Source organism: Microbacterium schleiferi (assembly GCF_015565955.1).
Classification (GTDB): Bacteria; Actinomycetota; Actinomycetes; order Actinomycetales; family Microbacteriaceae; genus Microbacterium; species Microbacterium schleiferi_A.
The window spans coordinates 2922240-2940246 of record NZ_CP064760.1; the positions used below are offsets into that span (position 1 = coordinate 2922240).

Genomic DNA, 18007 nt, shown 5'->3' on the forward strand with positions numbered 1-18007 from the left:
CGAGGTAGGAGAAATCACGGAGGGAGGACAATTGCGCGGCGGTTGGTCCTACCCTCGCGATTTTTCCTACCCTCGGGATCTCTCTTGCCCTCGGGATTTCTCCTACCCTCGGGATCTCTCCTGCCCCCTCGACCTCTTCTCCCCTCGCGACGCCGGTGGCCCTGTCCCTCCGGCATCCGCGCCACCTCGCCACCGCGCGCCCTCGCGGAGGGAGGACAAATCACCGAGGTAGGACGAATGCAGCACAGATCGTCCTACCCTCGCGATTACTCCTACCTCCCCGAGGGCGAGCGAGAGCGAGATGGAGAGGGCTAGGGCGCGGGCAGCCCGGCTCTACTGCTGCGGGGCGTTGGCCATGGCGATGAGGCCGTCGATCATCTCGGGGCTCACCTGGTCGCCAGCCATCATCGACATTCGACCGATGGGGAGGGACAGCATCATCTTGTCCATCGAGACGCCCTCGGGCATCACCGATTCGAGACCGTCCATGCCCGCCATCATCTGCTGAAGGGCGCCCTGGACCATCTCGCCGACAACCGGATGCGCGATCACCTCGGCAAGGGAGGACTCGCGGGTCAAGGGGATCGTCACCGGATCGCCCGCAACCTCGACGGTCGCGGAGCCCCGGATGTCACGGCTGGAGGCGCCGATCTCGACCGTGTAGGCACCACCCTCGACGACCCATCCGTCGACGCGGATGTCCCAGTAGGCGAGGTCGGCTCGGCGAACCGGAATCACGACCGTTCGTGATTCGCCAGCAGCCAGGGCAACGGACGCGAAGCCCGTGAGCTCGCGAACCGGCCGCTGCACCGTCGACTCGGGCAGCGACGTGTAGACCTGAACGACCTCCCGGCCGTCACGCTGCCCCGTGTTGGTCACCGTGACGACCACCTCGAGGTCGCCGCTGTCGGTGACGCGAGCCGCGGCATCCGCGTAGGCAAACGTCGTGTACGAGAGGCCGTGGCCGAACGGGTAGGCGACCTCGAGGCCCCGCGCGTCGTACCAGCGGTACCCGACGAACAGCCCCTCGCCGTAGCGGACGTGACCGAACTCACCCGGGAAGTCCAGATACGCGGGGGTGTCCGACAGTCGCACCGGGATCGTCTCGGTGAGCTTGGCTGATGGGTTGATGTCGCCGAAGAGCACGTCAGCGGTCGCGCCGCCGCCAGCCTGGCCGAGCAGCCAGCCCTCGAGGATGGCCGGAACATCGCCCGCGAAGGGCAGAGCGACAACCCCGCCGTTGGAAAGCACGACGACAACGTTCGGGTTCGCGGCGCGCACGGCTTCGAGCACCGCGAGCTGTTCCGCCGGCAGATGGATGTCGTCCCGGTCGTACCCCTCGGATTCCAGCCGAGCCGGGAGGCCGAGAAACAGCACCACGACCTCGGCAGCGGATGCCGCCACCACGGCCTCGTCGCGCAGCCGCGCCGACTCGCTCGGGTCGACGTCGGCAGCGAGCGAGAATCCGGGCGCGTAGGCGACCTCGCCGGTCGCGAGTGCACGGATCTCGTCGATCGCCGTGTCGAGCCGGGTCGGGTTGATCAGCGACGAGCCCGCCCCTGGTAGCGCGGCTTCTCGGCGAACGCACCGATGACGGCCAGCGAGGCATCCTTCGCGATCGGCAGGATGCCACCCTCGTTCTTCAGGAGCACGATCGAGCGGCCCGCCGCCTCGCGGGCAAGCGCGTGGTGGGCATCGACATCGAGCGGGCCCGCGACCGTGCCCGCGCCGGCCTGCGCCTTGCGGACCAGGTCGATGACGCGTCCCGCTGCGACATCCAGCGCCGACTCGTCGAGCTCACCGGCCTGCACCGCGGCGACAAGTTCGGCATCCGTGCGACCGTTCGAGGACGGCATCTCGAGGTCGAGCCCCGCGGGCAGACCCGTCACGCGCTCGTTGACCGCACCCCAATCCGAGACGACGAGCCCCTCGAAGCCCCACTGGTCGCGCAGCACGCGGGTGAGCAGCCACGGATCCTCCGAGGCATAGACACCGTTGATCCTGTTGTAGGAGCACATCACCGTCCAGGGCTGGGCATCCTCGACGACCCGCTGGAAGCTGCGGAGGTAGATCTCACGCAGCGGGCGGGGATCGATGTCGGAGCTCGCCCGCATCCGGTCGGTCTCTTGGTTGTTGGCCGCGAAGTGCTTGAGCGATGTGCCGACGCCCTACGATTGGACGCCCCTGACAAACGCCGCGCCGAGAGTTCCCGAGACGATCGGGTCCTCCGAGAAGTACTCGAAATTGCGCCCGCAGAGGGGGGACCGCTTGATGTTGACGCCCGGTCCGAGAACCACGGCAACGTTCTCGATCGATGCTTCGGCACCGAGAGCCTGCCCGACCCGTTCGAACAGGTCGACATCCCACGACGAGCCGAGCCCCACCGCCGGCGGGAAGCAGGTCGCGGGAACAGAGGAGCCGACGCCGAGGTGATCGCCTGATCCGGCCTGCTTGCGCAGACCGTGGGGGCCGTCGGTGACCATGATCGAGGGGATGCCGGCGCGCTCGATCGGTTTGGTGTGCCAGAAGTTCAGGCCGCTGGTCAGCGACGCCTTCTCTTCGAGGGTCAGGTCGGCGACTGTCGCATCGACTCCGCCGCGGTTGTTGTCAGTCATGGGTTTCCTTTCGCGGGGATGAACCGTGCCCGGGCAGGGCGCGCCTGCCTAGGCACGAAGCTAGTTGACGGAACGGATCGGCCACACCGCGAGCGCGCCGAGGATGCCCAGCACGATCGCAACCGGGAACAATCCCTGGTACCCGACGGTCAGCACGATCGCACCGGCAATGGCTGGTGCAAGCGTCTGTGGGAGCGTCGCGGCGATGTTCACGACGCCGAGGTCTTTCGCGAAGGACTTCGCCGAGGGAAGCACTTGGCTGATGAGCGCTGTGTCAACGGCCTGGAACATGCCGAAGCCCAGGCCGGCGATGAAGGTCATGATGAACCACGCCATGAGGTCGTGCCAGAGCCACGGCAGAAGGAAGGCAAGACTCACGACCGCGGCCGAGGCGAAGACGAAGGGTTTGCGGCGCGCGATCCGGTCGGACAGAGGTCCCGCCACCAGGGTCGAGATCAGGATGCCGGCGAAGCTCAAGAGCCCGAGAACCGGGATGATCGTTTCTGGTGACTCGACGCCGAAATAGTCGGTCAAGAGGTAGAGCTGGTATCCGGTGACCGCGAAGTAGCCGGTGTAAAGCAGGAGGCGACCTGTGAAGGCCCAGAAGAAGTCGGGGTGTTCCGCCGGGTTCACCCAGTACGTGCGGAGGAAGTCGCCGAGCTTGAAGGGTTCGGGCTGGATGTCGCGGCTGGAGTAGTCGGGGTTGAACAGTACGAACAGGCTCAGCATCACCAGAGCGAGCACGGCGAACACGAGGTAACCGACGGTGACGCTGTTGTAGAAGAGCGAGCCCAGAGTGAAGCCGCCGAGGGCGCCGACCATGAGTCCGATCCCCGTCAGCGCAGCAAACGTACCGCGCCGGGCGACGGGTACGCGGTCTGGCATCACCGCCGACAGCGGACCCTGTGCAAAGTTGAAACTGATCTGCACGAGCGTCCACGCGATGACGACGCCGATGAACGTGTTCGCGAACGCCAGTCCCGCGAGCGCGAGGGAACCGGCGAGCGCGCCGATCATCATCCATGGCGCGCGACGACCGAATCGGGTGCGGGTACGGTCCGAGATCTGACCGGCGATCGGCTGGGCGATCATCGCCGCGAAGGCGCCGACCGTGGTGGCAATCGCGAGGTTTGCGACCTTGTCGGCTTCACCGAACAGGACCGTGATCTGCTGCGGCAGCAGGATGCCGGGGATCGCACCCCACAGCATGAAGATCCCGAGGTTGGCCGGGATGATCCACCACATCAGCCGGCGCAGTCCCTTGATGGGGGGGCGGCGGGTCGTCGGTCCCGGATGCCGAGGCCACAAACGTGTTCTTGGTCATGGGCGCGGACGCCGCGACGATCGCGGGATCGGCGGGGCTCGGTGGCACTTCAGACGGCGTTGTCATGGCAGGCATCCTTCGGAGGAACAGGAGGATCGACGGCGGACCTGCGAAAACCATACGGTACTAGGTTTTGAATAACAAGCATTGTTCGGCACACTCGTCTCATGGCACGACGAGGCTCATACGCAAAAGGCGTCGCCAAGCGCGAAGAGATTCTCGAGCGTGCGCTAGAGGTCATTGCCACCGAAGGCTACGACGGCGCGAGCGTCAAGCGGATCGCCGAGGCCGTCGGCCTGAGCCAGGCCGGCCTCCTGCACTACTTCGATAGCAAAGAGGAACTGTTCACCGAGGTGCTGCGCAAGCGCGATGAGCACGACCGCGCTCACTTCGGGCTCCTGCGAGAAGAGACCGACCCGGGCCCGGTCCATGCACGGGCGAGTTTCGTGCGCGTCGTCCGCCACAACGCCGATGTGCCGGGCCTCGTCGAGCTCTTCTCACGGCTGGCGGTCGAAGCCGCCCATCCGGACCATCCAGCTCACGAGTACTTCCTGGAACGCGGTGAGAACTTCCGCACACTGATCGAGCGGAATCTTGCCGGCCAGGATGACGCAGCTCCAGTCTTGCCGCCCGAGGTTCTCACGCGCGTGCTTCAGGCAGTCTCGGACGGGCTCCAATTGCAGTGGCTCTTGGACCCTACCGTCGACATGGCCGCGACACTGGATCACCTCATGGCCGTCCTTATCCCCGCCTCCGAATCAGCACCCGACCAGGCGCAGCGCGAGGGCGCGGTATGAGCGACTCTGCGCGCCAGGGTGACGCCCCGATCGTCGCGACGAGCAGCGGTACGGTCCGGGGCCTGTGGCGGGGAACAGATGCGGATCGCTCTGCCGCGTTCCTCGGCATCCCGTTCGCCCAGCCGCCCGTCGGTGGCCTGAGGTTCGCGGCGCCGGTTCCCGTCGAACCGTGGACCGGCATCCGCGAGGCGACGACGTTCGGGGCGACGCCGCAGCGCGGACCGGTCGCCGAGGTCACCCTCATTCCCGAGCCGTCGGTGCCCGGCGAGGCGACCCTGAACGTCAACGTGTTCACGCCGCGTCCCGGCGACAGCGCTGCACGTCTTCCCGTGCTGGTCTACATCCACGGGGGCGGGTACGTCTCGGGGTCGCCCGCGAGCCCGTGGTACGACGGTGAGTCCTTCGCACGCGACGGACTCGTGACGGTCACCGTCTCGTACCGGCTCGGCTTTGACGGATTCGGTCTCATCGATGGCGCCCCGAGCAACCGTGGCGTGCGCGACTGGCTCGCCGCGCTCGACTGGGTACAGCGCGAGATCACCGCCTTCGGCGGCAACCCGGATGCCGTCACCATCGCCGGGCAGTCGGCTGGCGGCGGGGCGGTGCTCACCCTTCTGGGGATGCCGGCGGCACAGCATCTCTTCCACCGGGTGTGGGCGCTCTCCCCCGCGCTGGGCGACGTTTCACGCGAACGCGCTTGGAGCGTCGCGACACAGCTCGCGGACCTCGCCGGGGTTCCGGCCACACGTGACGGATTCGCCACGGTCGATCCGGATGTGCTGATCGGGCTGCAGCAGAAGGTCAGCGAGCGGGGCGGATCGCGCCTGTCCGGCATCCGGACCCTGCTCGACGACGGCCTGCCCTGGGGGCCGATGATCGACGGCGACCTGCTGCCGACCGCGACGCCCGAGTCGATCGCGGCGGGAATCGGGGCCGACAAGCCCCTCGTCGTCGGGGCGACCGACGACGAGTTCACGATGATCACCGATGATGCGCGCGCCAGGTTCCGGTTCGTGCCCGCCGCCCTCGCCCTCGCCATCCTCGGCGTGGATCGGCCGACGCGGCGGGCCTATCTTGCCGACAACGCGCAGCAGCACCGGCTCGGCACTGCCGCTCTGCTCGGCCGCTATGTGTCTGACAAGGTCTTCCGCAGCGGCGTCGCGCAGGTGGCGGCAGCGCGCGGTACAGCACCGACGTGGGTGTACCGCTTCTCGTGGGCATCGACACGGATCGGCTGGGCCTGCCATTGCGTCGATGTGCCGTTCTGGTTCGACGTTCTCGACCGGGATCGGGTCGACGCGCTCACCGGCGAGAATCCTCCCCCGTCGTTGGCGGATGCTGTCCACGGCGCCGCGTCAGCGTTCGTTCGCGACGGCGCTCCCGGATGGGCGCCATGGTCGGATGAGCCGGGACGCACGCGCGTCTTCGACGACACGGGGCCAGGGGACGTCGCGGACGGTTACCGCAGCCTCCGGTCGCTGCTCTGACCTCGTTGTTGCGTCGCCCCCTGCGGGCGGCGGGGCTTAGGCGAGCGCCGGAATGACCTCGCGCTCGAACAACTCGATCCCGGAGCTGTCGTATGCCGCTTCGGGAAAGTAGTGGATGGCATAACCGAGTCCGTGGTCGACCCGCTCCGTCAGACGCTCGACGATCTGCTCGGGCGTTCCGAAGCCCAGCGACCCCCGGTAGTCGGCCTCGATCGCGGCGAGACGCTCGTCGCCGACGATCGGGGCCAGACGATCGAGGACGAGACGCAGACGCTCGTCGGCCTCGGCTTCGGTCGCGCCGACGATGGTGTTGACGTTCGAGGACTGGGTGATCTCGCCGGGGTCACGACCGAGCGCGGCGCAGTGCTCGTGCAACACCGAGCGCTTGTGGTCGAATTCCTCGATGCTGCCCGCGAAGTTCGTGTACGACGCGTACTTTGCGGCAACCTTCAGCGTGACTTTCTCGCCGCCTCCGGCGATCCAGAACGGGATGCCCTCGTCCTGCAGGGGTTGCGGATGCACGAGGGCACCGTCGACCTGGTAGTACTTTCCGTCAAGCGTCGCCTGGCCTGTGGTCCAGGCCTGGTGCATGATGTCGACGCCCTCGCGCAGCATCGCGAGGCGGTCACGCACCTCGGGGAATCCGTAGCCGTACGCGCGCCACTCGTGCTCATACCAGCCGCCGCCGATCCCCATCTCGGCACGGCCCCGGAGATGAGATCGACGGTCGCGGCAACCTTGGCGAGGTACGCGGGGTTCCGGTAGCCCATGCAGGTGCACATCTGCCCGAGCCGGATGCGGCTGGTCGAGGCGGCAAAGGCCGCCATGAGTGTCCACGCTTCGTGCGTCGCCTCGTCGGTGGGCACCGGCACCGTGTGAAAGTGGTCGTACACCCACAGCGACTCCCACGGGCCGGTGTCCGCACGCTGCGCCAGACCGTTCATCGCTTCCCACTGCTGCGCGGGGTCGATGCCCACGAGGTCGAGCCGCCAGCCTTGGGGGATGAAGATTCCGAATCGCATAGCGCCAGCCTAGGGTCGCGCCTGCGGAGCAGGGTCAGTTTTCGACGATGGCTGCGTTCGGCATCCGGGTGCGCATGACCGCGATGGCCTCCGGGTTGCTGTCGATGAGAACCGCGTCCCGCCCGAGCGCCTGGGCAACGGCGCCCGTCGTGCCCGACCCGGCGAACGGGTCGAGCACCGCGCCACCCACGCGCGAGGATGCCTGCACGATCCGCCGCAGGACACCCTCGGGCTTCTGCGTCGGATACCCCGTCTTCTCCCGTCCGGTGGTCGGGACGATCGTGTGCCACCACACGTCAGTCGGGAGCTTGCCTCGGGCCGCCTTCTCGGGAGTGACCAGCCCCGGTGCCATGTAGGGCTCGCGATCGACGGCATCCGAATCGAACCAGTAGCGTGCCGGGTCCTTCACGTAGACCAGGATCGTGTCGTGTTTGGTGGGCCAGCGCTTGCGGGTCTTTGCACCGTAGTCGTACGACCAGATGAGCTCGTTGAGAAAGTGGTCGCGGCCGAATGCGGCATCCAGCAGCACCTTCGCGTAGTGCGCTTCGCGGTAGTCCAGGTGAAGATACAGCGTGCCGTCTGCCGCGAGCAGCCGCCAGGCCTCGAGGAGGCGCGGCTCGAGGAAGCCCCAGTAGTCGTCGAACCGGTCGTCGTAGACTCGCAGGTCTCCCCGGAGACGCTCGTAGTCGCGGCCGTGGAAGCCGCGCCGGGTGACCGATCCCGGCAGGGGAATCTCCCCGGGCGCGCCCGCCGACTCGACGGCCCGCTCACGCACGCGGCCGGTGTTGAACGGCGGGTCGAGGTAGATCAGGCCGAACGACGCATCCGGCAGCCCGCGCATCACCGACAGGTTGTCGCCGTGATGGATGGTGACGGTCACGGCACCCGGTGCAGCCACGCGTCGGTGGCGAACTTCGATGCGACAAGCGCCTCGGCTTCGGCGTATTCCTCGTCGGTGATGTGTCCGGGCTCCGCCCCGTACCGAGACGCGAACGTGTCGGCGAACGCCTGGATGATGCTCTCGCGCGGCAGGCCCGTCTGGCGGCGCAGGGGGTCGACGCGCTTGGCAGCCGAGACCGTTCCCTTGTCGCTGAGTTTCTCGCGCCCGATCCGCAGCACGTCGGTGAGAACCTCGCCGTCCATGTCGTAGCTGAGCGTCGCGTGGTGCAGCACACCGCCGTTGGCGAGGCGCTTCTGCGCCGCCCCGCCGATCTTGCCCTCCGGGCTCGCGATGTCGTTGAGTGGCTGGTAGGTCGCGTCGATACCGAGGGAGCGCAGGGCCTCCAACACCCAGTCGTCGAGGAAGGCGTAGGAATCCGCGAACGTCATGCCTGCCACGAGCGAGGCCGGCACCGACAGCGAGTAGGTGATGATCGCATCGGCTCCCATGAGCATCGCCCCGCCGCCCGAGATGCGCCGCACGATGTCGTAGCCGTGGCGGCGAGCGCCCTCCGGGTCGACCTCGTTGCGGAACGACTGGAACGACCCGATCACGACTGCCGACTCGTTCCATTCCCACAGTCGCAGGGTCGGCATCCGGCGCCCGTCCCCCACGCGAGTCGTGAGCACCTCATCGAGCGCGAGATTCATCCGTGGCGACACCGGGCGATCGTGCACGACCTGCCATGAGAAGTCCTTCCACCCGGATGCCGTCACCAGCGCCCGCCGCACCACCGTCCCCACGGCCTCGGGCGTGAATCCCAGCAGCTGGGCTCCCTCGGGGAGGGCGGCGCGCACGGCGGCGGCGATCGTGGCGACATCGGCTTCGGCGGGGAGGCCCGTCACCGCCGCATCGATCGCGACGAGGGCATCGTCGGGCTCGAGGAAGAAATCTCCCGCGAGCCGCACGTTCGCCAAGCGCCCCGCTTCGACATCGAGATCGACAACGACGAGCTTGCCGCCCGGGACCTTGTACTCAGCGTGCATGGGACCAGCCTAGGAGGGCGGCGCACACGGCAGGCGCGCTCCGTCAGTCCCGCGCGGGGAAGCGGGCATCCAGCCAGGCGAGCAGGTCGGCGCGCACTTCAGCTTGCTGGACCTCGTTGAAGATCTCGTGCCGCGCACCGGGGTAGACCAGGGTCGTGACGTCGGTGAAGCCCGAGCGCGTCCGGTACGCGTCCGCGAGCCGGTGATTGCTGCGCGGGCCACCGACGGTGTCCTCACGCCCGACCATGATGAGGGTCGGGACATCGTTCTCGAGCTGACGACCCGGCTTGCCGATCAGGCGCAGCGTGTCGAGGTGGCCGAACAGTTTCGCGAGTGGGGTCGTGGTCGTCAACGGGTCGGCAACAAATTCGTCGGCAACTGCCGGGTCGGTCGAGAGCCACTCCATGCCGGTGGCCTCGGGGCCCTGCCACGGCGCGTTCAGATCCCCAGAATTCAGTGAACCCGGCCACCGCAACGCCGAGCCGCTCAGGATGAGGCCGTCGATCTCCTCCGCATGGCGGTTCACGAGGATCTGCGCGAGGAAGGATCCCCACGAGTGACCGAGCAGCAGGAAGGGGAGGTCCGGATGCTCCGCCCTGGCCATCTCGCTCAGCTGCCAGACCGCGTCGATCGTCGCGCGCAAACCACCGGGGCCGAGCCGCCCGAGGTGCTCGCTGCTCCCGTGCTGGCGCATGCCCGTACGGCCGTGACCGCGATGGTCATCGGCGTAGACGATGAACCCGGCATCCGCCAGCGCGCTGATCAGCGCGCCATAGCGTCCGGCGTGCTCACCCACCCCGTGCAACAGATGGATGACGCCGCGGGGAGTGGTCACGGGGGTGACGAGGTCGTAGACGATCTCGACACCGTGCACGTCGGTGTACTCGGGCATGCCGGAAGCTTAGCGAGCCGAACGCAGGCTGATGCGAGATGCCTCTTGCGGCGAGAATTTAGCTAGATAAGCTAGCGATATGCAGAATCGTCGCTGGCTCGGCCTGGTGTTCATCAGCATCGCCGTCTCGCTCATCATCGTCGACTCCACCATCGTCAACGTCGCAATCCCAGCCATCGTCGATGACCTCGGGATCACCTCCACGCAGGTGCAGTGGGTGCAGGAGGCCTACACCCTCGTGTTCGCCTCGCTGCTGCTGGTGTTCGGATCGTTGGCAGACCGATTCGGGCGACGACGCATCATGCTCCTCGGTGTCGTGATCTTCGTCGTCTCCTCGATCGCGGCGGCCTTCGCGCCCACCGGTGATCTGCTGATCCTCGCGCGCCTGGTGCAGGGCGTCGGCGGCGCCATGATCCTGCCGACGACGCTGTCGCTGATCAACGCCACCTTCCGCGGTCGGGAGCGAGGGATCGCCTTCGCCGTCTGGGGCTCGACGATCGGCGGCATGGCGGCGGTCGGGCCGCTGCTGGGCGGATGGCTCACGACGGCGTTCTCGTGGCGCTGGGCGTTCGGCATCAACATCCCCCTCGGCATCCTCATCGTCATCGGCGTGCTGTTGACGGTCGCCGAGTCGCGCGACGAGAACACGCGCTCGATCGACATCATTGGCGGGGCACTCTCGTTCATCACGTTCGGTGCGCTCGTGTTCGGCCTCATCGAGGGGCGCACCCTCGGGTGGTGGGCAACCGACGGCGACTTCGTCATTGGGTCCTGGACGTGGCCGTGGGCGCTGTCCCCGGTTCCCATCGCCTTCCTCATCGCCATCCTCGGAGCGATCGGCTTCATCACCTGGGGTATCCATCGGGAACGCACGGGTCGCGTCTCGCTACTCTCGTTCAGCCTCTTCCGCATCGGCACATTCCGAAACGGCAATATTGCGGCCATGCTCGTCTCGCTCGGCGAGTTCGGCATCATCCTGTCGCTGCCGCTGTGGTTGCAGTTCGTGCTCGGATTCGACGCGCTGCAAACGGGTCTCATCCTCCTCGCCCTCGCGGGCGGCTCGTTCGTCGCCAGCGGCGCGGCCGCTGCTGCGAGCTCGCGCATCCCCGCGGTGTGGGTCGTTCGCGTGGGTCTTGCCGCCGAGATCATCGGCGTCGTGTGGGTCGGGCTCGTCATCGCCCCGGATGCCACGTGGGGATGGCTCATCCCGGCGCTGTTCGTCTACGGGTTCGGCGTCGGTCTTGCCACGGCCCAGCTGACCGGCGTCATTCTCGTGGACGTCCCCGTCGAACGCAGCGGCCAAGGATCGGGCACGCAATCCACCGCGCGTCAGATCGGTTCGGCGCTGGGGATTGCGATCCTCGGCACTGTCCTGTTCACGAGCACCGCCGGAATCCTCACCTCGAGTCTTGCCGACCAGGGTGTCCCGAGCGATCAGTCAGACAAGATCGTAACGGCCGTCGTCCAGAGCGCCGGCGGCGCGATCGCGCAGCTCGAACAGTCGCCGGCGACGGCTGCCGCCGCGGATGCCGCGAAGGCTGCCTTCTCGGACGGCACTCGCTACGCCGCCTTCACCGCAGCCGGATTCCTCGCCGTGGGGCTGATGGCAACACTCGCCCTGCCGTCCCGCCGGGCCGGGAGCGATGACACCGAGGAAGCACCGAAGACCGCCGCGGGGTAAGCAAGAGCGCCCGACACGCGACGTTCTCGGCGCGACGTTTGGCCCGACGGTGGCCTCAGCCTCGTACGGGATCGACCGGGATCGTGCGCGCGTCACCGTCGCCCTCGACGCCTGCGCGGGCACGAGCGCGGAACGCGACGGTGACCGCCGCGGCGGTCAGGCAGCCAGCGGCGATGATCACCAGGGTCGGGAACAGCCCGAGGTCTGCCTGCATGATCGGGAAGAAGAAGGTGCCCACGGCAGCTCCCGTCTTGCCTGCGGCAGCGGCAAGCCCCGCGCCCGCCCCTCGATTCTCAGTGCGGAAAGCAACTGCGGGAAGCGCGAACGTCGTCGAGTTCGGACCCGCATTCATGAAGAGATTGAACGCCGCGAACGCCGAGAAGACCAGGGCGAGTTGGAGCGGCGAGTCCTGGGGCAGGAAGCCGGTGATCCCGAGCACGACGAGCCCCACGCCCATCACGATGAAGCCCGTCACCTGCATCACGATGAGCCCGAGTTTCCTGACGAGGAGAATTGCGGCAGCGAACCCGACCACGAGGAAGATGTCGAGGAACGCCGCGCCCTCCGTGGAGGTGATGTCATCGGCGATGAACTGCGTGTTCGCCGACGACGATAGGGCCAGCGCCGCAAGGATCGTCGGCGTGAAGACCCCGACGCCGTAGGTCGCGATGTCCATGAAGAACCACGGGATCGCCGTCAGCGCCGTCGTGCCCCGCACACCCTTCGAGAAGAGCTGCTTCTGCTCGGCCCTGGTCACGCGCGCCTCGGTGGGTCGGACCACGCCAGCGACCGCTCCCTCTTCGGAGATCTCGCGGACCTCGTCGATCGTCAGCGTGCGTCCGGTGAACTGCGTGACCGAGTCAATAGCCTCGTCGTACCTGCGCACCGATGCGAGCCACATCGGACTCTCGGGGACACTGCGCCGCAGGATGACGATGATGAGCGCCGGGATGACGCCGAAGGCGAGCATCCATCTCCACGCATCCGGAACAGGGTCAAGCGAGAGCACGAGCAGACCAACGAGCGCGCCGAGCAGTTGGCCCACCGCTTGAAAGCTGAAGGCCCCGATCAGGAGCCTCGATCGCAGGCGTCGCGGTGAGATCTCGGCCACATAACTCGACGAGATCGGATAGTCAGCCCCGACGCCGATCCCCAGCAGGAACCGGAAGAGGATGAGCCACCAGATGTCGGGGGCGAGTGCCGACGCGAACGCGAAGACAACGAACATGCCGAGGTCGATGCGGAACGCGAGCTTCCGGCCGATCCGATCCGAGATCCGGCCCATGACCGACGCTCCCACGATCGCGCCGACGATCGCCGCGCTCGAGACCATGCCGGTCTCCAGCGGAGAGATGTTCCACTTCGCGACGATGAGGGGGATCGCGACTCCCATGATGAAGAAGTCGAAGCCATCGAGCATGATCCCCAGGGCGGAGAGGATCCACACCTTTCGGTGGGTGGCGCCGAAACGCAGGCTATCGAGGTGCCGGGCCATCCCACGCGCTGACATGGCCCCCATTGTGGCCAGGCTCGCTTCCCATAAGGAGACGTCGTGGTGAACGGTGGGAGAACCTGCACCGCTCAGTCTTTAGCATGACTAATGAGCTATGCTAAAGATCTCATGAACGAACCCGACTCGCCGCCCGATTCCCACCCCCTTGCAGGCGACGCGTCGCAGTTGCGCATGGGCGTGTTTCGGTTCGCGCGACGGATGCGAACCGAACGTTCCATCGACTCGATGAGCGACGGGCAGTTCGCGGTTCTCGCGGACCTCTACCTGAACGGTCCGCGCACCCTCGGCGAGCTTGCGGAACGCGAACGGGTCTCGCCGCCATCCATGAACCGCACGGTCAATTGCCTGCAAGACACCGGATACGTCGAGCGGTCAGCCGACGACAACGATGGCCGAAAGGTCGTCATCACGATCACGGATGACGGGCGTGCCGTCGTCGACGAGACGACCCGCCGGCGCGATGCGTGGGTCGAGACGGTGCTCGCAGACATCACCGAGCAGGAGCGGGCGACGCTCACGGCAGCGGCAGCCGTCCTGCAACGCTTGGCGGCGCAATGAGCACGATGTTCCGTTCCCTCGGCGTCTTCAATTACCGCATCTGGTTCATCGGCGCGCTCGTGTCCAACATCGGCGCGTGGATGCAGTCCACCGCGCAGAGCTGGGTAGTCCTCACCCAGCTCACCGACGGCGATGCGGGGGCCGTGGGGCTCACGATGGCACTGCAGTTCGGACCACCTCTGCTTCTGGTGGGAGTCACGGGGTGGGCGACAGACCGGTTCGATCGCCGACACATCCTGCTGGTCACGCAGTCCGCGTTCCTCGTACTCGCAGCGACCATCGGCAGCCTCATCCTCGCGGGCCTGATGACACTCCCGCTCATGTACGCCTTCGCGCTCGGCTTGGGGCTTGTCGCCGCATTCGACAACCCGGCACGCCAGGCGTTCGTGTCTGACCTCGTCACGAGAGAGAACACGAGCAACGCCGTCGCGCTGAATTCGGCATCCTTCAACGGCGCCCGGATGATCGGACCAGCCGTCGCCGGGGTGTTCATCGTCCTGGTCGGGACCGGGTGGATGTTCCTCGTCAATGCGCTCACCTTCCTCGCCACGATCGGTGCGCTCCTGGCGATGCGCCGGAGCGAGCTCACTCCGCGAGCGGTCACCCACGGACGCTCCCGGCTGGCGGACGGGTTCCGATACGTTGCCCAGCGGCCCGACCTGATCGTGGTCTTCATCGTCGTCTTCCTGGTCGGCGCGTTCGGCATGAACTTCCCGATCTACGCATCCACGATGGCGCTCGAGTTCGGGGCGGGCGCTGACGGCTTCGGCCTGCTGAACTCGGTTCTCGCGATCGGCTCGCTCACCGGCGCCCTCCTCGCAGCCCGGCGCGACCGCGCGCGCGTTCGCGTCATGATCGCCGGGGTGCTCGGATTCGCCGTCGCTTCGGCGGTCTCGTCGGTCATGCCGACCTACGCGCTCTACGCCCTGACACTCGTCTTCACCGGATTCACGGTGGTGACGATCCTCTCGACGGCCAACGGCTATGTGCAGGCGACGACGGATGCCCATCTTCGCGGCCGGGTTCTGGCGATCTATGTTGCGATTCTGCTCGGCGGCACGCCGGTGGGAGCACCGATCGTCGGATGGGTCGCCGACGAGCTCGGGCCCCGCGTCGCCATCCAGCTCGGTACGCTCGCCGCCCTCATCGCCGCGGGAATCGCGATCACGTGGCTCGTCTGGTCGGGGCGACTGCACCGCGGCACCCGGCTACGTCTGCGCCTGGATGAGACGAGACCGCTCAGCATCGTGACGCAGCCGATCACGCAGAGCCCGGGCCGGTAGCGGAACTCAACGCCCCGTCGGACGCGTCACCGGGATGCCGAGAGCTGACGCGCAAGCGCCTGCCCCGCGAGCTCGAGGTAGTGCCGGGGAGCGGCCAGGGCGGATGCCGCACCTCTCGCGAGCTCAGTCAGTGAGACCGCAGCTGCCAGGTCGCTCAGCTCGGCGCCCGGATCGATACGGCCTGCCACGAGCGCGGCGCGAGCGCCCGCGCTGCGGGCAAGCTGGATGACGACCTGCGGCGCCTTTCCCGACGCGGTCCCGGCGTCATACGCGCCTTCACCGGTCACCACGATCGTGTCGGCCGTGAGGAGGGCGGAGAGCCCGACGACCTCGGCGACGTATGCGGCGCCCGATTCGATCTCGCCGCCCCAGGCGCGCAGAGCGAAACCGGTCCCTCCCGCCGCGCCGGCACCCGGTGCGTCAGCCGGTGCCGGGATATGCCGCGCCCACGCGGCAAGCGAGGCATCCGCGTCGGCAATCTCAGCCTGCAGCAGACCCTTCTGCGGACCGAAGACGGCAGCTGCCCCACGCGGGCCGCACAGCGGATTGTCGACGTCGGCGAGCACGATCACTCCGCCGCTGGGCGCGGACCTCAGGCCCGAGAGATCGACCTCGGCGACCTCGCGGAGTCCGCGCAGGCCGGGCGCGACCGGGAGCCCGCGCGCGTCCCGGGTTCCGGCACCCAGCGCGCGCAGCATCCCGGCGCCGCCGTCGGAGGAGGCGCTCGACCCGAGCCCGACGATCAGGCGCGTGACACCCGAGTCCAGGGCCGCGCAGATCGCCTCGCCGAGCCCCTCGGTTCCGGCATCCCACGGGCGAAGCCTGCCGCCGAGCGTCTCGATACCGCACGCTGACGCGAGCTCCACGACTCCCGTACCGCCAGGCGTCTCAGCACCGGGCGGCAGCCACACCCACGAGCCGTCGCTGGGCTGTCCGTCTGCGCCGGTGACACGGATGCGTCGCCGCTGGGCCCCGGGGATCGCGGCGAGGAACGCGTCGAGGGTCCCCTCGCCCCCATCGGCCAGCGGCCGCTGCACGATCTCGTCGTCCGGGGCCTCCCGCTGCCACCCCCGCGCGATCGCGCCGGCAACCTCCGGAGCCGCGAGCGACCCCTTGAAGCTGTCGGGTGCGATCACCACACGCTGAGGCCCACTCACGCCGCGACTCTAGCGGGGCACGGGAGCCCGGGTCACACCCACGGCGAGTCGACGGTGAAGGCCTCGGCCACTGCCTGAATCTCCTCCCGCAGCAGTCCCTCACCCACCCCGCCCGCGGCGAGGTTCATGTACTCATAGCGCGCACCGGTCTCGGCATACTCGACACGGTCGACAGCGCGGGTGACCGACAGATCCGATCGAGCCATGACGCCGTGCTTGCTCCACAGCGAGATGTCACTGAGGCGCAGCGCCGCGACGTTGGCAGCCATCATCTCGGCAGAACCGGGCACGAGGAAGGGGAGCACACGGATGCCCTGAGAGAGCGCGACGATCGATTCCGGTTCCCACCGCAGCAGCCGGCGGTTCATCGTCTCGTCGTCGCGATAGGCGGGGATGTGCGAGAGATACGTCAGATGCGGCGGCTGGGCATGCACGACCGCGTGGAAGTCGACGCCGCGCCGGGCGACATGGTCTTGATGGACGCCGAGGTGGGAATTGAGCTCGCTCGTGAGCCTCTCAAAGAGGCGCCGCGGCGAGCTCCACAGTGTGGCGTGGATGCCATCCTCGGCGATCTTGAGCGCACCGACGCTGGCTTCGGGGTCGGCCTGGATCTGACGCAGACGCCGGCCCGATCCGGTCACGAGCAGCGTCCCGCCCGAGAGCGCGGGAGCGGGTACCGGGAGCTCGATCTCCTGACGCAGCGGGAAACGCCGCCGCACCTCGGTGTCCCACCCCAGGAAGACCGAGATGTTGCCGGCGCCCGCTTCGGAAGCATCGATCGCGTTGATTCTCGCGCCTGCCTCTCCCATGCTCTCGAGGATGTCTCCCAGGCCCGGTCGGATGCTGTGCTCACTCATGATCTCTCCACACGACAGCGCGCTCCCTGCGCGCTGAATCGTTTCAATCCTGCCGCCTCCTGCAACTGGGAACCAGGGACCTAAGACCCGAGCGCGCCACACCGCGTGCCCGCAGCGCCCCGCGCCGATAGCCTCGAGGCGTGACCACCGCGCGCCACACCATCCACCAGACGAGCGTCATCGCGGCGCTGCTCGACGGCGTCTACGACGGCGAGACAACGGTCGGCAGCCTTCGCGGTCGCGGCAACTTCGGGATCGGCACCTTCGAGGGCCTCGACGGCGAGCTCATCCTTCTCGATGACACCTGCTACCGCATCCGCGACGACGGCACGGCGACGGTAGCAGGCGATGGCGAGGGTGTGCCCTATGCCGTCGTGACGCATTTCGAGCCGCACCTGAGCTTCGAGATCACGGGTCGGCACACCCGGGCAGAAGTCACCGCACTCATCGACGAGAAGCTCGGTTCGGCGAACTACATGTATGCGGTGCGCGTTGACGGCGTCTACGAGCGGATGACGGTGCGGGCCGTTCACGTGCAGCGGCAACCGTACCGCCCTCTCGTGGAGGCAACGGCCGAGCAGAAGGTGACGGAGTTCACCGATGTCTCCGGCACTGTCGTGGGGTTTCGAACGCCGGCATTCGAAGAAGGTCTGTCCGTGCCCGGCTATCACGCGCATGTGCTGCTCGATGACCGCCGCAGCGGCGGGCACGTCCTCGATCACGTCATGCTGCGCGGCCGCGTGGAGGTGTGCGTGGGGACGGATCTGCACCTGGAACTCCCCCGCACCCCCGAGTTCGCCCGGGCAAACCTCGACCCCGACGACCTCCGCGAGCAGGTCGACAAAGCCGAGTCTTGACGAGGATCAGCGCCAGGCGTCGGTCGCCCGCACCCGAG

Annotated in this window: 13 protein-coding genes and 2 pseudogenes; 6 read left to right on the forward strand and 9 right to left on the reverse strand. The window is 67.7% G+C overall.

The annotated features are described in order from the left end of the window. Positions 1–333 precede the first annotated feature (333 nt). Both IT882_RS14220 and IT882_RS14225 read right to left on the reverse strand, forming a co-directional pair. Positions 334–2615, reverse strand: a pseudogene (locus IT882_RS14220) (glycoside hydrolase family 3 C-terminal domain-containing protein). 60 nt (positions 2616–2675) lie between these two features. Continuing rightward, complete coding sequence (locus tag IT882_RS14225; protein ID WP_229382157.1) at positions 2676–3860, reverse strand: MFS transporter; 1185 nt, start codon at positions 3858–3860, stop codon at positions 2676–2678. Between the two features lie 246 nt (positions 3861–4106). Between IT882_RS14225 and IT882_RS14230 the strand changes: the two genes are divergently transcribed. Together IT882_RS14230 and IT882_RS14235 are read left to right on the forward strand one after the other, a co-directional pair. Further along, the gene (locus IT882_RS14230; protein ID WP_195692382.1) at positions 4107–4736 is read left to right on the forward strand and encodes a TetR/AcrR family transcriptional regulator; all 630 of its coding nucleotides are present in this window, start codon (positions 4107–4109) and stop codon (positions 4734–4736) included. After that, positions 4733–6223 carry a carboxylesterase/lipase family protein gene (locus IT882_RS14235; protein ID WP_195692383.1) on the forward strand — a complete coding sequence of 497 codons (1491 nt, stop codon included), beginning with the start codon at positions 4733–4735 and terminating at the stop codon, positions 6221–6223. Before IT882_RS14230 ends, IT882_RS14235 begins: the two co-directional genes overlap by 4 nt. Positions 6224–6259: 36 nt before the next feature. Here IT882_RS14235 and IT882_RS14240 read toward each other — a convergent pair. From IT882_RS14240 to IT882_RS14255, 4 genes and pseudogenes are all read right to left on the reverse strand, one after another. Continuing rightward, positions 6260–7245: pseudogene (locus tag IT882_RS14240) on the reverse strand (LLM class F420-dependent oxidoreductase). A gap of 34 nt (positions 7246–7279) precedes the next feature. Further along, entirely contained in the window at positions 7280–8086 is an 807-nt protein-coding gene (locus IT882_RS14245; RefSeq protein WP_195694424.1) for a DNA-methyltransferase, read from the reverse strand. A 35-nt stretch (positions 8087–8121) separates the two neighbouring features. Continuing rightward, positions 8122–9171 carry a lipoate--protein ligase family protein gene (locus IT882_RS14250; protein WP_195692384.1) on the reverse strand — a complete coding sequence of 350 codons (1050 nt, stop codon included), beginning with the start codon at positions 9169–9171 and terminating at the stop codon, positions 8122–8124. Positions 9172–9214: 43 nt separating this feature from the next. Next, complete coding sequence (locus IT882_RS14255; RefSeq protein WP_195692385.1) at positions 9215–10063, reverse strand: alpha/beta fold hydrolase; 849 nt, start codon at positions 10061–10063, stop codon at positions 9215–9217. A gap of 79 nt (positions 10064–10142) precedes the next feature. Here IT882_RS14255 and IT882_RS14260 point away from each other — a divergent pair, with 79 nt between their 5' ends. Beyond that, the gene (locus IT882_RS14260; protein WP_195692386.1) at positions 10143–11744 is read left to right on the forward strand and encodes a DHA2 family efflux MFS transporter permease subunit; all 1602 of its coding nucleotides are present in this window, start codon (positions 10143–10145) and stop codon (positions 11742–11744) included. 55 nt (positions 11745–11799) lie between these two features. Here the strand turns inward: IT882_RS14260 and IT882_RS14265 are convergent, their stop codons facing one another. Continuing rightward, positions 11800–13254, reverse strand: coding sequence for an MFS transporter (locus IT882_RS14265; RefSeq protein ID WP_195692387.1), 1455 nt, complete (start codon positions 13252–13254; stop codon positions 11800–11802). Between the two features lie 111 nt (positions 13255–13365). On the opposite strand from IT882_RS14265, the gene IT882_RS14270 reads away from it, so the two are divergent. Further along, the gene (locus IT882_RS14270; RefSeq protein WP_229382158.1) at positions 13366–13815 is read left to right on the forward strand and encodes a MarR family winged helix-turn-helix transcriptional regulator; all 450 of its coding nucleotides are present in this window, start codon (positions 13366–13368) and stop codon (positions 13813–13815) included. Positions 13816–13820: 5 nt separating this feature from the next. After that, complete coding sequence (locus tag IT882_RS14275) at positions 13821–15098, forward strand: MFS transporter (protein WP_195694426.1); 1278 nt, start codon at positions 13821–13823, stop codon at positions 15096–15098. A gap of 26 nt (positions 15099–15124) precedes the next feature. On the opposite strand, the gene IT882_RS14280 is transcribed toward IT882_RS14275, so the two are convergent. Both IT882_RS14280 and IT882_RS14285 read right to left on the reverse strand, forming a co-directional pair. After that, complete coding sequence (locus IT882_RS14280; protein WP_195692389.1) at positions 15125–16255, reverse strand: glycerate kinase; 1131 nt, start codon at positions 16253–16255, stop codon at positions 15125–15127. Between the two features lie 32 nt (positions 16256–16287). Further along, positions 16288–17112, reverse strand: a complete 825-nt coding sequence (locus IT882_RS14285) for a class II aldolase/adducin family protein (protein ID WP_195692390.1) — start codon at positions 17110–17112, stop codon at positions 16288–16290. Positions 17113–17252: 140 nt separating this feature from the next. Here IT882_RS14285 and budA point away from each other — a divergent pair, with 140 nt between their 5' ends. Then, on the forward strand, positions 17253–17969 hold the full coding sequence (budA, locus tag IT882_RS14290) for an acetolactate decarboxylase (protein WP_195692391.1): 717 nt from the start codon (positions 17253–17255) through the stop codon (positions 17967–17969). Positions 17970–18007: the final 38 nt, after the last annotated feature.